This is a genomic window from Thauera sp. 27 (genome assembly GCF_000310125.2).
GTDB classification, from domain to species: Bacteria; Pseudomonadota; Gammaproteobacteria; order Burkholderiales; family Rhodocyclaceae; genus Thauera; species Thauera mechernichensis.
Genome location: NZ_AMXB01000019.1, coordinates 1 through 13909 on the forward strand (window position 1 = coordinate 1; position 13909 = coordinate 13909).

Consider the following 13909-nt stretch of genomic DNA (forward strand, 5'->3'; position numbering starts at 1 on the left):
TAAGTCATTCGACACGCGGGCGGGGGCTGCAGCACGTGTGCTGCAGCCCCCGCCAGCGCTCAGAAGCGGAACCGGGATACCGAATCCTGCAGCTGTGCTGCCAGCGCCTCAAGGTGGCGTGCAGCCTCCACGGTCTGATCGACGGTGCGGCCGTTGTCCTGGGCCATGCCGGCGATCTCGCTGATGCTGGAAGTCACCGACTGGCTCGATACCCGCTGCGAACCGGTGGCCTGCGCGATGTGGTCCAGCCCGTCCACGACCTCTACGACCAGCACATTGGCCGAATCGAGCACCTGGCTCACCGTTTCAGCTACTGCGCGGCTCGACTCGATGTGATGCAGGCCATCCTCGATCGAACCCTGAACGGAATCCGAGCGACTGCTGATCTCGCGCGTCAAGGCATCGATCTCGCCTGCCGAGCGCGCGGATTTCTCTGCCAGCTTGCGCACTTCGTCGGCCACCACGGCAAAGCCACGGCCCTGCTCGCCTGCCCGCGCCGCTTCGATCGCCGCATTGAGTGCAAGCAGGTTGGTCTGCTCGGCAATGTCCCGCACTTCGCTCGTCATGCGCGAGATCGCCTGCGTCGAGCCAACAAAGTCGCTCACCGCATCGGCCATCTGCTTGACGGTGGCTTCGACCTGGCCCACCTCGCCGACAAGTCGCCGCAGGCTCTCCTGCCCTTCCCGAGCGCGCTGCAAGCTGTCATGCGAACGCGCACGCACGGCCTCGGTGCGCTCGGCAATACTGGAGATGTTGCCCATCATGGCATCGACGGTCTCCGCCGCGTTTGCCGATGTGGCGCGCTGGCGTTGCGAGCCCTGGGCAACTGCAGTGGCGCTTCCGGCCAGCTGCCCGGCCGCATTGGTGACTGCCGAGGCCGACTGCGCGACCTGGCGTACCAGTGCGGCCAGGGTTGCCAGCATTTCATTGAAGGTGAGCGCGGTGCGCCCGATCTCGTCTTGGCCACCCACTTCCAGGCGCCGGGTCAGGTCACCACCGCCTTGCGCAATCTGTGCCAGGCCTTCATTGAGGTGAGACAGCGGACGACTGACGAAGCGACGGATGAACAGATAGACGAAACCGATCAGCGGCAAGGAGACGAGGAAGGCAAACACGATGCTCTGGTTGCGAAAATCGATCACCGCCGCATTGGCCTTGTCGAGCGAAATCCGCATCGACACCGCACCGAGCGGTGTGCGATCGGCGACCTGGTGACATGCGATGCAATCCTTTCCCAGCCAGTCGCGCAAGGCGAGAGACGGGATCACCACACGCAGGTGCTCGCCATGCTCGGCATTGTGCTCGACCCGCATCGTGGTCCGGCCCTCGGCCAGGGCCAGGCGTTCGTCGGCATCGCCACCGACCGTCGGCAAGCCGCCGTCGCCGAAGACCTTGCTCACTGCCTCACCACGGATCACCTTGAGGTCGCGCACGACGCTGAGTTCCTTGATCTGGTCAAGGAACACGTCGCGTTGACCGACCGTACCCGTGATCATCATGCCGGTGAGGCCGGCCATGGTCATCTCATTGATGCTGCCGGCAAAGTCCTTGGCCTGCTCGATCGCCATGTTGCGGTTGACCCGTGTCTCCCACGCGATCATCCCACCCCAGGCCACGACCAGCATGAGCCAGATCACCAGGGTGAGGCGAAGCCAGATCGGTGTATCAGCCAGACGGCGCATCATTCATCTCCTTGTCCGCAGGGACATATCCCTTGCTTGCTATTTCTTGCTTATAGACTGCTTATTACGACGCCGTCGCGGCAGGCTTTAACACTACGCGCGCGATTGCCTCCGCTCATACGAGCGGAATATCATCGCTTGTCGATATGCGATGTGCTGAACCAATCCGCAAGGCGCACTGTCGCAAGGCGGTCAGTCAGCAACCCACATGCCCGCTGTGCCGCTGCCGACACGCATTACCCTTCCCACAACGCTAAGAGGTCGTCAATGAAGAAATCCATCCTGTTCGGCGTCATCGCCCTGTCCGTTGCAGCCACCGCTTCCGCCCAGGTCAAGCCGGAAGACCAGATCAAGTTCCGCCAGGCCGGCTACAGCTTCATGAGCTGGAACATGGGCAAGATCAAGGCCAACGTGGAAGGCGAGTTCAACGCGCAGCAGGTGCAGGCCGCTGCCAACGCCATCGCAGCCATCGCGGGTTCGGGCATGGGCGCACTGTACGGCCCGGGCACCGACAAGGACATCGGCGACCGCAAGACGCGCGCCAAGCCCGAACTGTTCCAGAACATGGAAGATGTCGGCAAGCTGGCGATGGATTTCAACGCCGCTGCAGCGAACTTGGCACAGGCTGCCGCCAGCGGTGACAAGGCCGCGGTGCAGAAGGCCTTCGGTGAAACGGGCGCCACCTGCAAGGCCTGTCACGACAAGTACCGCGCCGACTGACCCGGCACGGTACTTGTACTCCAACGACAAAGCCACCCTTGGGTGGCTTTGTCGTTCTCTACGCCTGGCAAGGGACGACCTTACCAGGCGGGTACCGGAGGCGGTGGCGGTGGCGCAATGAAGCTGCCCGTCGCTGCGTAAAGCACGGCAGCCGTGATCGCCAACGCAAGCAGCAAAGCCACGATGCCGCCACCCTGCGCGGCTTGGGCATCGGCCTCATCGACCTCCTTGTCGCCGGTGATCATCGGCTTGACCAGGTTGTCCTTCTTGAACACGGCATAGAACAGCACTGCCCCCACGTGCAGCGCGACGAGGACGATGATCGGCCAGTAGTTCTGCCGGTGCAGGCCGCTCAACCAATCGCTGGTATCGCCGCTCACCAGCGCGCGCAAGGGGCCGGAAAAAGCGATGTCATCGTTGGCAAACAGCCCGGTGACCGCCTGGTAACTCATCACGCCGAGCAGGGCGAGCACCGACAGGGCGCCGAGCGGGTTGTGACCAAGCCCGCTCCAGTGACCGCGCAGGTGCGCCCACAGATGGGCGGGGCCCGGGACGAAGTCCGCAAAGCGGGCATAGGTGGAGCCGATGAAGCCCCACACCAGACGAAACGTTAGCAGCCCCAGGATGGCAATGCCGACGCGGCCGTGCCACTGGATGAAGCTGCCGCCGAGTTGGCCGGTAACGTAGGCCGCAACCACGAGGACGGCCAGCAGCCAGTGGAACAATCGGGTGGGCAGGTCCCAGACGCGGACTTTACGTGTCGTCATGTGTGTGTCGTTCCGTGATCAAAGTGCGTGGTGTTGCGAAGAAGGCTGCGCGCCGCAAGATCGTCTGCCCGAGCACAGACCCGGCGTCGGCGCGCGGGTTCCGGCGCACAGGACATCATCCAGCCTTGCGCTGCGCCAGGAACTCGCGCAGATGGCGCCCGGTGTGCGACTCCGGCGTCGCCATCGCCACCTCGGGCGGGCCTTCGGCCACCACCCGGCCGCCGCCATCGCCGCCCTCCGGGCCGAGGTCGATCAGCCAGTCGGCCTCGGCCATGACGTCGAGGTCATGCTCGATCACCAGCACCGTATGGCCAGCATCGGTCAGGCGGTGCAGCACCCGGATCAGCTTGTCGACGTCGGCCATGTGCAGGCCCACCGTCGGCTCGTCCAGCACATACAGGCTGTGCTTGTCGGCCGGCAGCGGCACACCACCCGTGTCTTCGGAGTCACCCGGGCGGCGGCGCACCTTGGCCAGTTCGGTCACCAGCTTGATGCGCTGCGCCTCGCCGCCCGACAGCGTCGGGCTGGGCTGGCCCAGGGTCAGGTAGCCAAGGCCGACGTCCTGCAGCAGCTGCAGGGGGTGGGCGATCGCGGGATGGGCAGAGAAGAAATCCACCGCCTCGTCCACCGGCATCGCCAGCACCTCGGCGACGGTCCTGTCCTTCCAGCGCACCGACAAGGTCTCGGGATTGAAGCGTGCGCCGCCGCAGCCCTCGCAGGGCGTCTTCACATCGGGGAGGAAGCTCATCTCGACGGTGGTCTGGCCGGCGCCATCGCAGACCGGGCAGCGCCCGGCGCCGGTGTTGAAGGAAAAGCGCGAAGCATTCCAGCCGCGGGTGCGGGCGTCGAAAGTGTCGGCGAAGAGCTTGCGGATCGCGTCCCAGAAGCCGACGTAGGTCGCCGGGCAGGAGCGCGGGGTCTTGCCGATCGGGGTCTGGTCGACCTCCAGCACACGGCCGACCTGTTGCCAGCCATGGACGCCCTTGCAGCCGATCAGGGCTTGGTCGACCTCTTCGGGCTGGGCCTTGCCGCGGCGGCGGGCACGGGTGGCCTCGGGGTCTCCAAGGCGGGCGCGCAGGTTGGCGTGGATGACGTCGCGTGCCAGGCTGGACTTGCCCGAGCCGGACACGCCCGTCACCACCGTCAGGCGCGCGAGCGGAATGCGCACCGTCACGTTGCGTAGGTTGTGCAGGCTGGCGCCTTCGATGCGGATAGCCGCATGGTCGTCGGGCACCGCGCGGCGCGGCCGCAGCGGGTGCTGCAGCGGGTGGCGGAAGCATGCGCCGGTGGCGGATTCGGGCGCGGCCAGCAGGTCGTCGATGCCGCCTTCGGCCACCACCCGGCCGCCGCGCACCCCGGCGCCGGGACCGAGGTCGATGACGTGGTCGGCGCGGCGGATAGTGTCCTCGTCGTGCTCGACCACCAGCAGCGTGTTGCCGCGGTCGCGCAGCGCCTCCAGGGTATCGAGCAGCAGGCGGTTGTCGCGCGGGTGCAGGCCGATGGTCGGCTCGTCGAGGATGTAGCACACGCCGCGCAGGTTGGAGCCGAGCTGCGCCGCCAGGCGGATGCGCTGCGCTTCGCCGCCGGACAGCGTGGGCGCGGCACGGTCGAGCGCCAGGTAGCCCAAGCCGACGTGCTGCAGGAAGGCCAGCCGCCCACGGATCTCGCTGACGAGGTCGCGGGCGATGTCGGTTTCGCGCTCGTTCAGCGCCAGATCGGTGAAGAAGCCGGCCGCCTCATCTACTGCTTGTGCCGCGAGCTGGTGCAGGCCGAGCTCGCGGAAGCGCACTGCACGCGCCACCGGATTGAGGCGCGCGCCGTCGCAGGCGGGGCAGGGCTCGTCGCTGACGATGACCTCTTCCGCATCGCCCAGGTCGAGCGCGTCCGGGTCCTCGATGCGCGCTGCGGTCTTCAGCCCGGTGCCGTAGCACTTGGGGCACCAGCCGTGCTTGGCGTTGTACGAGAACAGGCGCGGATCGGGCTCGGGGAAGCCGGTGCCGCAGCTCGGGCAGGCGCGAAGGGTAGAGAAGGTGATCGGCGCCGCACCGAGCTTACCGATCTCGAGCACCTTGATCACGCCCTTGCCGATGTCCAGCGCCTGGCGGACGAATTCGCGCAGCGTGGCCTCGTGCTCGGGCTGCACCACCACCATGCCGGTCGGCAGCTCGATGTTGTGTTCCTTGTAGCGGTCCAACCGTGGCCACTTGGCGGTGGGCAGGTATTCGCCATCGACGCGCAGCTGCGTGTGGCCCTTGCTCCGCGCCCACTTGGCGAGGTCGGTGTATAGGCCCTTGCGGTTGACGACCAGCGGCGCCAGCACTTCGACCGAGGCGCCGCGCAGTTCGCGCTGGATCTGGGCGACGATGGCCTCGAAGCTCTGCGGCGTCACCGGCACGTTGCAATCGGGGCAGAACTGCGTGCCCAGCTTCACGTACATCAGGCGCAGGAAGGGGTGAATCTCGGTCAGCGTCGCCACCGTGCTCTTGCGTCCGCCGCGGCTGGTGCGCTGCTCGATCGCCACCGTGGGCGGGATGCCGAACAGGCCATCGACGTCGGGCCGGCTGGCCGGCTGCACGAACTGGCGCGCGTAGGCGTTGAGCGATTCCAGGTAGCGCCGCTGGCCCTCGCCGAAGACGATGTCGAAGGCCAGGGTGGATTTGCCCGAGCCGGACAGGCCGGTGATCACGGTGAACTGGTCACGCGGGATCTGCAGGCTGACGTTCTTGAGGTTGTGCTCGCGGGCGTGGCGGATCTCTATCGCCGGCGCGGCAATCGGGCGGTAATCCACCCGCGGTTCGGCAGCGACGAGTGATCGCTTCCCCCCTGTAGGAGCGGCGCCAGCCGCGAGCGGTTCTTCCGTCTGGAGATGCGCCAAACCCTCGCGGCTGGCGCCGCTCCTACCGTCGGATGTCTCACCGCTGCGGGTGCGGGCCAGGGCTTCGGCGTATTCGCGCAAGGCGGCGGCGGTGTGCGAGCTTTCATGGGCGCGCACCACGTCCGGCGACCCTTCCACCACGACCGCGCCGCCGCCTTCGCCACCTTCCGGGCCGAGGTCGATGATCCAGTCCGCGGCAGCGATCACGTCCAGGTTGTGTTCGATGACGATGAGCGAATGCCCCGCCTGCAGCAGCTTGTCGAAGGCGCCGAGCAGCTTGGCGACATCCTCGAAGTGAAGCCCTGTGGTGGGTTCATCGAACAGGAAGAGCAACCCGGGGTCGCGATCTTTCCCGCGCTTTTCCCCAAAGTTATCCACAGGCCTGGATTTGCGTACAGCTTTCTTCTGCGCCGCCTCGGCGAGGTGGCCTGCGAGCTTGAGGCGCTGCGCCTCGCCGCCGGAAAGCGTCGGCACTGGCTGGCCGAGGCGCAGGTAGTCGAGGCCGACGTCGGCCAGCGGCGCGAGCGCGGCGAGCACCTTGGGGTGCTCGCGGAACACGTCCAGCGCCTCATGTACCGTAAGTTCGAGCACATCAGCAACGGACATTTCTTTCCATTTCAATTCAAGCACTTCCGGCCTGTAACGCTTGCCGTCGCAGTCGGGGCAGCGCAGCCAGACGTCGGACAGGAACTGCATCTCGACGTGCTCGAAACCCGAACCAGTACAGGTCGGACAGCGGCCATGGCCGGCATTGAAGCTGAAGGTGCCAGGCGTGTAGCCACGCTGTTTCGCCTCCGGCAGGGCGGCGAACAGGGCGCGGATCGGGTCCCACGCGCCGACATAGCTCACCGGATTGGAGCGCGAACTCTTGCCGATCGGCGATTGGTCCACCATGACCACGCCGCGCAAGTTATCCACATTGTCGAGACGGTCGAAGATCCCGGGTGATTCGACCGCCTCGCCGAAGTGTTTCGCCAGCGCTGGAAACAGCACGTCCTGGATCAACGTCGACTTGCCCGAGCCGGAGACGCCGGTCAGGCAAGTGAGACGCTGCAAGGGGAAGCCGACACGAAGATCACGCAGGTTGTGCTGACGCGCTCCGACCAGCGTCAGCCGCGGGGTGGCGTCATCGACCCGACGCGGCGGGCGATCGACGTCGATGCGCTTCTTCCCCGCCAGCCAGGGGCCGGTCACCGAGTCCGGATTTGCAGCAATCTCGGCCGGCGTGCCGCGCGCGACAATGTTGCCGCCGCGCTCGCCCGGGCCTGGGCCGATCTCCAGCAACTCGTCGGCGGCGACCATCACCTGAGGGTCGTGCTCGACCACCACCAGTGTATTGCCGGCGTCGCGCAGCCGCGTCATCACGCCGAGGATGCGGCCGATGTCGCGCGGGTGCAGCCCGATCGAAGGTTCGTCGAGCACGAACAGGGTGTTCACCAGCGAGGTGCCGAGCGCAGTGGTGAGGTTGATGCGCTGCACCTCGCCGCCCGATAAGGTGCGCGACTGGCGGTCCAGGGTCAGGTAGCCGAGGCCGACGTCGGTGAGGTAGTTCAGCCGGCTGCGGATCTCGCCGAGCACCAGTTCGGTGGCCTCGTCAGGGACGCCCGGGATGCGCAGCGCCGCCACCGCCTCGCGGATGCGATCGACCGGCATCGCCATCAGTTCGTGGATCGCCAGCCCGGTCGCCGCGCCCCCTGTAGGGGCGCTGGTCGGCAGGCGCCAGAGCAGGGCGTCGGGTTTCAAGCGCGCGCCGTGGCAGGCCGGGCACTCCGTATAGCTGCGGTAACGCGACAGCAGCACACGGATGTGCATCTTGTAGGCCTTGGTCTCCAGCCAGTCGAAGAAGTGGCGCACGCCATACCAGTAGCGCGGCCACGAGCTGTCCCAGTTCTTCCACTTCGGGTCGCCTTCGAACAACCACTGGCGATGCTCCGGTGGCAGGTCGCGCACCGGGATGTCCATCGCCACACCATACTTCTTCGCCATCTTCTCGAGGTCGGCCTGGCACTCGCGGTAGCTCTCGGTCTGCCACGGCTTCACCGCGCCTTCGGCCAGGGTCTTCGACTCGTCGGGCACCACCAGACCGAAATCCACCCCGATCACCCGCCCGAAGCCGCGGCAGGTCTCGCAGGCGCCGATCGGCGAGTTGAACGAGAACAGGCCGGGCGTGGCCTCGGAATAGTGGATGTCGCAGTCCGCGCAATGCAGGCCGGAGGAATAGCGCCACACCGCCTCGCCGGGTGTCCCCGTCCCATTCCGTGTCCCGGATTTCACGCCCTCACCCGACGCATACACCGACAACCGGCCATGGCCGCGCGCCAGCGCCGTCTCCAGCGCCTCGGCCAGGCGAGCATCCTCGGCATTCGACGCGCGGAAGCGGTCCTGCACCACCTGCAGGACGTCGTTGCTCTCGGCGCCGCCCGCGGCGATGCGTTCCTGGATGCGGGTGTAGCCCTGCGCATTGAGCAGGCCGGTCACCTCCGTCTCGCTGAAGTTGGACGGCACCGTCACCGGAAAACACACCACCAGCCGGGGGTCACCTTCCGCCGCCGCGCGCGCGCGCAGCTCCGCAGCAATGCTGTCGGCCGAATCGCGCCGCACCGGCTTGCCGCAGCAACGACAGTGCAGGTGCGCGGCGCGCGCATACAGCAGTTTGAAGTGGTCGGCGAGCTCGGTCATCGTGCCCACGGTCGAACGCGAGGTGCGCACCGGGTTGGTCTGGTCGATCGCGATCGCCGGCGGTACACCCTCGATGCGATCCACCTGTGGCTTGTCCATGCGGTCGAGAAACTGGCGCGCATAGGGCGAGAAGGTCTCGACATAGCGCCGCTGGCCCTCGGCGTACAGCGTGTCGAACACCAGCGAGGACTTGCCCGAGCCAGACACGCCGGTGACCACCGTCAGGCGATTGAGCGGCAGGTCCAGCGAGAGGTTGCGCAGGTTGTTCTGACGCGCGCCACGGATGCGGATGGCGGCTGCGATCGAAGCGGGAGCGTCGACAGGGGTGTAGCGGGGTGCGGAGGCGGACATGAGTGCGGGGCGAAGGCGTGAGCCGCCATTTTAGTCGGCGGAGGTTCGTCTCGGACTCATGGAGCAGGGAGAAAGGTTCCCGCGGGACGACAGCGACGCGATAGCCCGAGACCTTTACGAGACCTCCTCGGCACTCATGCCCAGGACGCCGGGGGTACTTTGGGTCAGCAAATGCAATGTTATATTATTGCATTTGCTGCAGTTTGATCGCCCTAACCTGCCCAGAGAATCCGCATGACCGCCGCGCTCCCGAACCTGGTGACCAGCTGTGCTGCAATCGGCGACGACGCCTTCGGCCTGACTCGCATCTTCGATCCAGCGATTCAACTCTCCGTTTGGCGCAGGACACCCGATCCGACGATCGGCAACTGGCTCGAGCGCAATGCGGGTGCACTCGGATGCGGCTTCCGGCAGCTGATCACCCCTGGCCAAACCCCTGTTCTCGACACACTGCCAACGGGCAGCGGGCGTGATGCGCTGGCGGACGATCTCGCCCAACTCGCCGAGATGCTTGCCGAACTGCTCGATGCTCCGGCCATCGGCGTGCGCCTGGAGGTCATCCACAAGGCGATGTGTCCGCGCCTGCACGTCGATCGGGTCGGCGTGCGCATGCTATGCACCTACCGCGGCCCCGGCACCGAGTGGGTCGAGGAGCAGTCGATCGACCGCAGCCGCCTTGGCGCTGCATGCAGATTCCATTCTTCATGATCAAGCAGTCCAACGACATGATCTCGCTGATTGATGGTCATGATCAGCGGCTTTGAGGGGTGCGCTTGGGTTCGCTGAGTTCTTGGCAAAATAGTCTGATCCCTGATGTGCGATGTGGTAACGCTGCGAAGGGCGTAGCCCGAAGCAGCGTTACCACATCGCACCCCCCTTGATGTGACTTGCTCGGCGACTGCTCCGGGGAATCGTGGGAACTCTTCTCGGGCATAGGCTGGAATCGACAGTCCGGTACCTCGGTATCGAGGTCGACGATGCCTTGGAGATCTCTGAGCAGATCGAAATCTGATCGTGTCCCGGCGGCTGCCCGAAGAAAGCCTTCGACGCGACGGGCGGCTGCTTTCCGGCGGGATGCTGGAAGGGTCGTATCGGCCATCACCTGCCGTTGGAGATCCCGTCAGAATTTCCCTCGTCGGATTGTCCTGGATGACCGGTTAACGGCGACCAACTCGGAGCTCGCGTTGGCTCAACCCTGCCAGAAGCTGAACGTCACGACGGTCTGCTTTCGAGACTCGCAAGTTTGGTAGTCTTGGCTCTTGATCGAACAGCAAGAAAGAGGCGACGTGCCAGCTATTGAGATGACGACGGCGGAGGTGCCCGGGGTGTACCGGCGCTTGGCTAGCGCAATTGGTGCGGGACATTGGCAAGGTGCGGTCGCCCGGCAGGAAGAGGCAATTCGGTCGAATCACTTTCTCGGTGACTACCTGCGTTCGGAGTACGCCATCGCATACCAGTTGGAGGGCTTGCGAAGACTGGTGGCGAGGTTTGGCACCGTGCCGCACGAGGCCTGCAACGATCCGAGCATTTTTCCGTCTTTGGCCTTCGCTGCACAGGTGCTCGGCGTCCTGGAGAGGAGCACGGTCAAGCAGGCCAGAGCATTCGTCAAACGAGTCCGAACTGCCTTCAGCAGTTCCGAGAACATGCACGGTCTGAGTTTGGAGATGCAGGCAGCGACCCACTTCGTCCGTCGTGGGCAACGGGTGGCTTGGCACAGAGTGAACAACGGGGGCTCTTTTGATCTCCTGGTCGAAGATCTCGGCCCCAGTGGGCTTGAGGTCGAGTGCAAGTCCATCTCGGAGAACAAGGGACGCCGTATCCATCGCCGCGCTGCGCTGGAGTTCTGGGGCGAGCTATGGAGAGACGTGGGTGGCATTGCACAGAGCCTGCGCTCGGGGCTTGCGGTTGTGCTGACCGTTCCTTATCGCTTACCGGCAGACACAGGGGAAAGATCCGCACTCGCGAGAGAAGTCGTTGCGCGTATCGTGGCTGGGAGCAGCGCAACCTTGGGTGGTGGCGCGGAAGTGCGCATAGCACTCTTCGATCCCGCCACGATTGAAGCGGCGAAGGATAAGGGCCACGAGGAGTTGAGGAAGGCCATCGACGCAGCGACGGGTACTCGCAATCGCGAAGCAGTCGTGTACGGGACTTCTACGGGCGGAATGCTGGCGTTCGTGATGCAAAGTGCAGTTGAGGACGACGTACTGGATCAGGTGTTTGCCACCCTCGACGACTCCGCGGCACGACAGTTCACACGCAAGCGTGGCGCTTTGTTCTGGGTTGCATTGCAAGGCCTTGATGCAGATCAGTTGCTGTCGCTACACGAACAAGACAGTGCCCCAGGCAAGCAACCAACGGGATTGAAACTCGGAGTTAGTAACTTCCTCAATCGTGCGCCGGGCCATATCGTCGGTGTTGTGTTCAGCAGTAGAAGCGGCCTGCTTCCCGCTATCGATGGCAGCACAGACTCGGGTGGAGTAACGAATTTCTTCTTGAAGGAGGAAAGCCCCCTCTGGCATTCAAGCTTCCGCGGCCCTCTGAGAGCGGCATGGATGACGGAATAGGCCGCCTCGGCAAGTTGGTACGCCGGGAAAGCTGGCCAGTGCGAAGCGGTTTCGTGGATACCCCTGTCAGCAGGGCTCCGCACCCTTGAAACGGGAGGTCGGAAGGGGCAGGAACGGAACACAGGCCCCAGTTGTTTCGCTGCACCCCGGGGCATAGGAGTTTCAACTGAATTTCAACTGGCCCAGACAAGGCCGAACAGCAGCTTCGGGGCGACGAGTTCAAGGGCGCGGATGTCGCTGATGGGTCGAAACGACTCACCAGCCAGTGGCAGCTTTCGGGAAGCGAACCTTCAACGTCGGCTTTCCGGCGGTGAGTCCGAAGAGTTGTCGGTCGCCACCCGACCCCGAGCGGTCGTTGCGACTTCCGCAAAGCTGCCGGTCAGGTACCCAGGGATTCCACGAGTTTCGCTGCTCCGAAGCTGCCGTTCGTGACCTCACGCACCCGGCCATCAGCTGCCCGTCCTCCTCTCCACAATCCTGCCATCCTGATGGCCGCTGGGCCTCGAAACCTGTCATTGCCTCAAGCACGTCGCTCCGCTGTCCTCATCCCTTCTGATGGACTTGTCGTGCGTCGCCGATGTCGCGCCGGGCGTGAGCGACGATGACAAGCCCCGACCACAGCGCGAGCCCGGACATCACCAGTGCAACGACAAGGTCCGGCAATGCGCTTCCGGTACCGAAGACGCCTGCCGCCGCCAGGATCACCGCGAGATTGCCGATCGCATCGTTGCGGCTGCACAGCCACACCGAACGCATGTTCGCGTCGCCCGCGCGAAATCGATACAACATCATCGCCACCCCTGCGTTGGCGAGCAGTGCGAGGATGCCGACCACGCCCATCGTAATCGGCTCAGGCGTCACGCCGTGCTGGAAGGCCCACAGGGCGCGTGCCATTACAACGGCGCCGAAAAGCACCATCGCCACGCCCTTGAGCAAGGCCGCGCGTGCCCGCCATATCAATCCCCACGACAGCACCGTCAGCGACAGCGCATAGTTGGCGGCATCTCCTGCGAAATCGAGGGCGTCGGCCCATAGGGCGACCGAACCGACTGCAAGGCCGGCGACGAATTCGACCAAGAACATCGCCGCATTCACGATCAATGCAATCCACAGTGCTTGGCGGAAGCGCGGGCTCGCTGCGCTGGCATCGCAGGTGGAGTGGGAACAACAGCCGGCCATGGTTTTCTCCTTTACGTGGGCGAGGGGTGCATCACACACCCTGTAGCCACTACAGGGTCAAGCGGTTAAGCTGTTGGGCGGTTGCAATGAGGAGATGCAGGCGATGAAGATCGGTGAATTGGCCAAGGCCGCGCACGTCGAGGTCGAAACCATCCGCTACTACGAACGGATCGGTCTGCTCCCGGCGCCTTCCCGCAGCCCCAATGGATATCGGGCCTACGCGGGTGGGCACCTTGAGCGCCTCGCGTTCATCCGCCACTGCCGGGCACTGGACATTGCCTTGGTCGACGTCGCGCAACTGCTGCGCTTCGTGGACGACCCCACAACCGACTGTGCTGAGGTCGACGCGTTGATCGACTCCCAACTCACCCGTGTCCGCGCGCGTCTCGACACCCTGCAAATGCTCGAGCGCCAACTCGTCGCCCTGCGCAACCAGTGCGGTGCCCCCGATCGTGCGGCGCAATGCGGCATCCTGCATGAGCTCGAGGCGCCGACGCGGGGGGATGTCTGTGTGTGCCACGATGAGCATGCGCAATGATCTGCGGTTCGGTGGCGGCGTGACCACAATGTGGGGTGCCAGCGCTCCGGTACGTTCATGGTCGCGATATGAGCCGTCAGCCAACGGGCCGGAGTTAAAATCGTCGCCCATGCACCGTTGGCTTGCCATCTTCTTCCTGCTGCTCGTTCCACTTCAGTTCGCTTCGGCGGGCCTGGAGGCGTACTGCTTGGAATCGGCCGGTTTCGCGACCAGCCACGGCGACCACCATCCACATACCTGTCAGGTGGATGAAGGCGATGAAGGGATGAAAGGGCAGCTTCACGCCGACTGCGGTTTCTGCCAGATCCTGGCGAGCGCGGCACTGCTCGATGCGGGTCGTCTGCCATTGACAGGACTGGGCCATGTCCTCGTCGACGCCGGGCGGGACTTCAACGCGTCTGCGCTGGTCACCGAGCCTGAACGCCCCAAGTGGCGCCTCGCTGCCTGAGCGGCAGCCCACCCCTGTCTTCCCCTCGTCTTCGAGCGCGCGCCGCACGGTAGCGGCGGTGTGCTCCATTGCGGACGTCCGGGCACTGCCTATGGCGTCCGCCCCT

At 65.1% G+C, this 13909-nt stretch carries 9 protein-coding genes; 4 read left to right on the forward strand and 5 right to left on the reverse strand.

Annotated features, from left to right (window positions below; all coding sequences use genetic code 11):
- Positions 1–59: 59 nt before the first annotated feature.
- Positions 60–1685 carry a methyl-accepting chemotaxis protein gene (locus B447_RS11635; protein ID WP_002940107.1) on the reverse strand — a complete coding sequence of 542 codons (1626 nt, stop codon included), beginning with the start codon at positions 1683–1685 and terminating at the stop codon, positions 60–62.
- A 264-nt stretch (positions 1686–1949) separates the two neighbouring features.
- Here B447_RS11635 and B447_RS11640 point away from each other — a divergent pair, with 264 nt between their 5' ends.
- Complete coding sequence (locus B447_RS11640) at positions 1950–2402, forward strand: c-type cytochrome (protein WP_002932207.1); 453 nt, start codon at positions 1950–1952, stop codon at positions 2400–2402.
- A gap of 80 nt (positions 2403–2482) precedes the next feature.
- On the opposite strand, the gene B447_RS11645 is transcribed toward B447_RS11640, so the two are convergent.
- Together B447_RS11645 and uvrA are read right to left on the reverse strand one after the other, a co-directional pair.
- The gene (locus tag B447_RS11645) at positions 2483–3169 is read right to left on the reverse strand and encodes a cytochrome b/b6 domain-containing protein (RefSeq protein ID WP_002932194.1); all 687 of its coding nucleotides are present in this window, start codon (positions 3167–3169) and stop codon (positions 2483–2485) included.
- A gap of 115 nt (positions 3170–3284) precedes the next feature.
- Entirely contained in the window at positions 3285–9074 is a 5790-nt protein-coding gene (gene uvrA, locus B447_RS11650; protein WP_002940110.1) for an excinuclease ABC subunit UvrA, read from the reverse strand.
- A gap of 234 nt (positions 9075–9308) precedes the next feature.
- Between uvrA and B447_RS11655 the strand changes: the two genes are divergently transcribed.
- Both B447_RS11655 and B447_RS11660 read left to right on the forward strand, forming a co-directional pair.
- Positions 9309–9782, forward strand: coding sequence for a DUF1826 domain-containing protein (locus tag B447_RS11655; RefSeq protein ID WP_002940113.1), 474 nt, complete (start codon positions 9309–9311; stop codon positions 9780–9782).
- 551 nt (positions 9783–10333) lie between these two features.
- Entirely contained in the window at positions 10334–11638 is a 1305-nt protein-coding gene (locus B447_RS11660; RefSeq protein ID WP_232431614.1) for a hypothetical protein, read from the forward strand.
- A 543-nt stretch (positions 11639–12181) separates the two neighbouring features.
- Here B447_RS11660 and B447_RS11665 read toward each other — a convergent pair.
- Positions 12182–12817 carry a cation transporter gene (locus tag B447_RS11665; RefSeq protein ID WP_002924842.1) on the reverse strand — a complete coding sequence of 212 codons (636 nt, stop codon included), beginning with the start codon at positions 12815–12817 and terminating at the stop codon, positions 12182–12184.
- Between the two features lie 103 nt (positions 12818–12920).
- Here B447_RS11665 and cadR point away from each other — a divergent pair, with 103 nt between their 5' ends.
- Entirely contained in the window at positions 12921–13355 is a 435-nt protein-coding gene (gene cadR, locus B447_RS11670; protein ID WP_002940122.1) for a Cd(II)/Pb(II)-responsive transcriptional regulator, read from the forward strand.
- Between the two features lie 94 nt (positions 13356–13449).
- Here cadR and B447_RS22725 read toward each other — a convergent pair whose 3' ends face one another.
- Positions 13450–13872, reverse strand: coding sequence for a hypothetical protein (locus B447_RS22725; protein WP_198291793.1), 423 nt, complete (start codon positions 13870–13872; stop codon positions 13450–13452).
- Between the last annotated feature and the right edge of the window lie 37 nt (positions 13873–13909).

What these genes read in the sequence shown, in the direction of transcription:
- B447_RS11665 (WP_002924842.1), bottom strand. Translation starts at nt 12,817, where the DNA reads ATGGCCGGCTGTTGTTCCCACTCCACCTGCGATGCCAGCGCAGCGAGC.
- B447_RS22725 (WP_198291793.1), bottom strand. Translation starts at nt 13,872, where the DNA reads ATGGAGCACACCGCCGCTACCGTGCGGCGCGCGCTCGAAGACGAGGGG.
- B447_RS11635 (WP_002940107.1), bottom strand. Translation starts at nt 1,685, where the DNA reads ATGATGCGCCGTCTGGCTGATACACCGATCTGGCTTCGCCTCACCCTG.
- B447_RS11640 (WP_002932207.1), top strand. Translation starts at nt 1,950, where the DNA reads ATGAAGAAATCCATCCTGTTCGGCGTCATCGCCCTGTCCGTTGCAGCC.
- uvrA (WP_002940110.1), bottom strand. Translation starts at nt 9,074, where the DNA reads ATGTCCGCCTCCGCACCCCGCTACACCCCTGTCGACGCTCCCGCTTCG.
- cadR (WP_002940122.1), top strand. Translation starts at nt 12,921, where the DNA reads ATGAAGATCGGTGAATTGGCCAAGGCCGCGCACGTCGAGGTCGAAACC.
- B447_RS11655 (WP_002940113.1), top strand. Translation starts at nt 9,309, where the DNA reads ATGACCGCCGCGCTCCCGAACCTGGTGACCAGCTGTGCTGCAATCGGC.
- B447_RS11645 (WP_002932194.1), bottom strand. Translation starts at nt 3,169, where the DNA reads ATGACGACACGTAAAGTCCGCGTCTGGGACCTGCCCACCCGATTGTTC.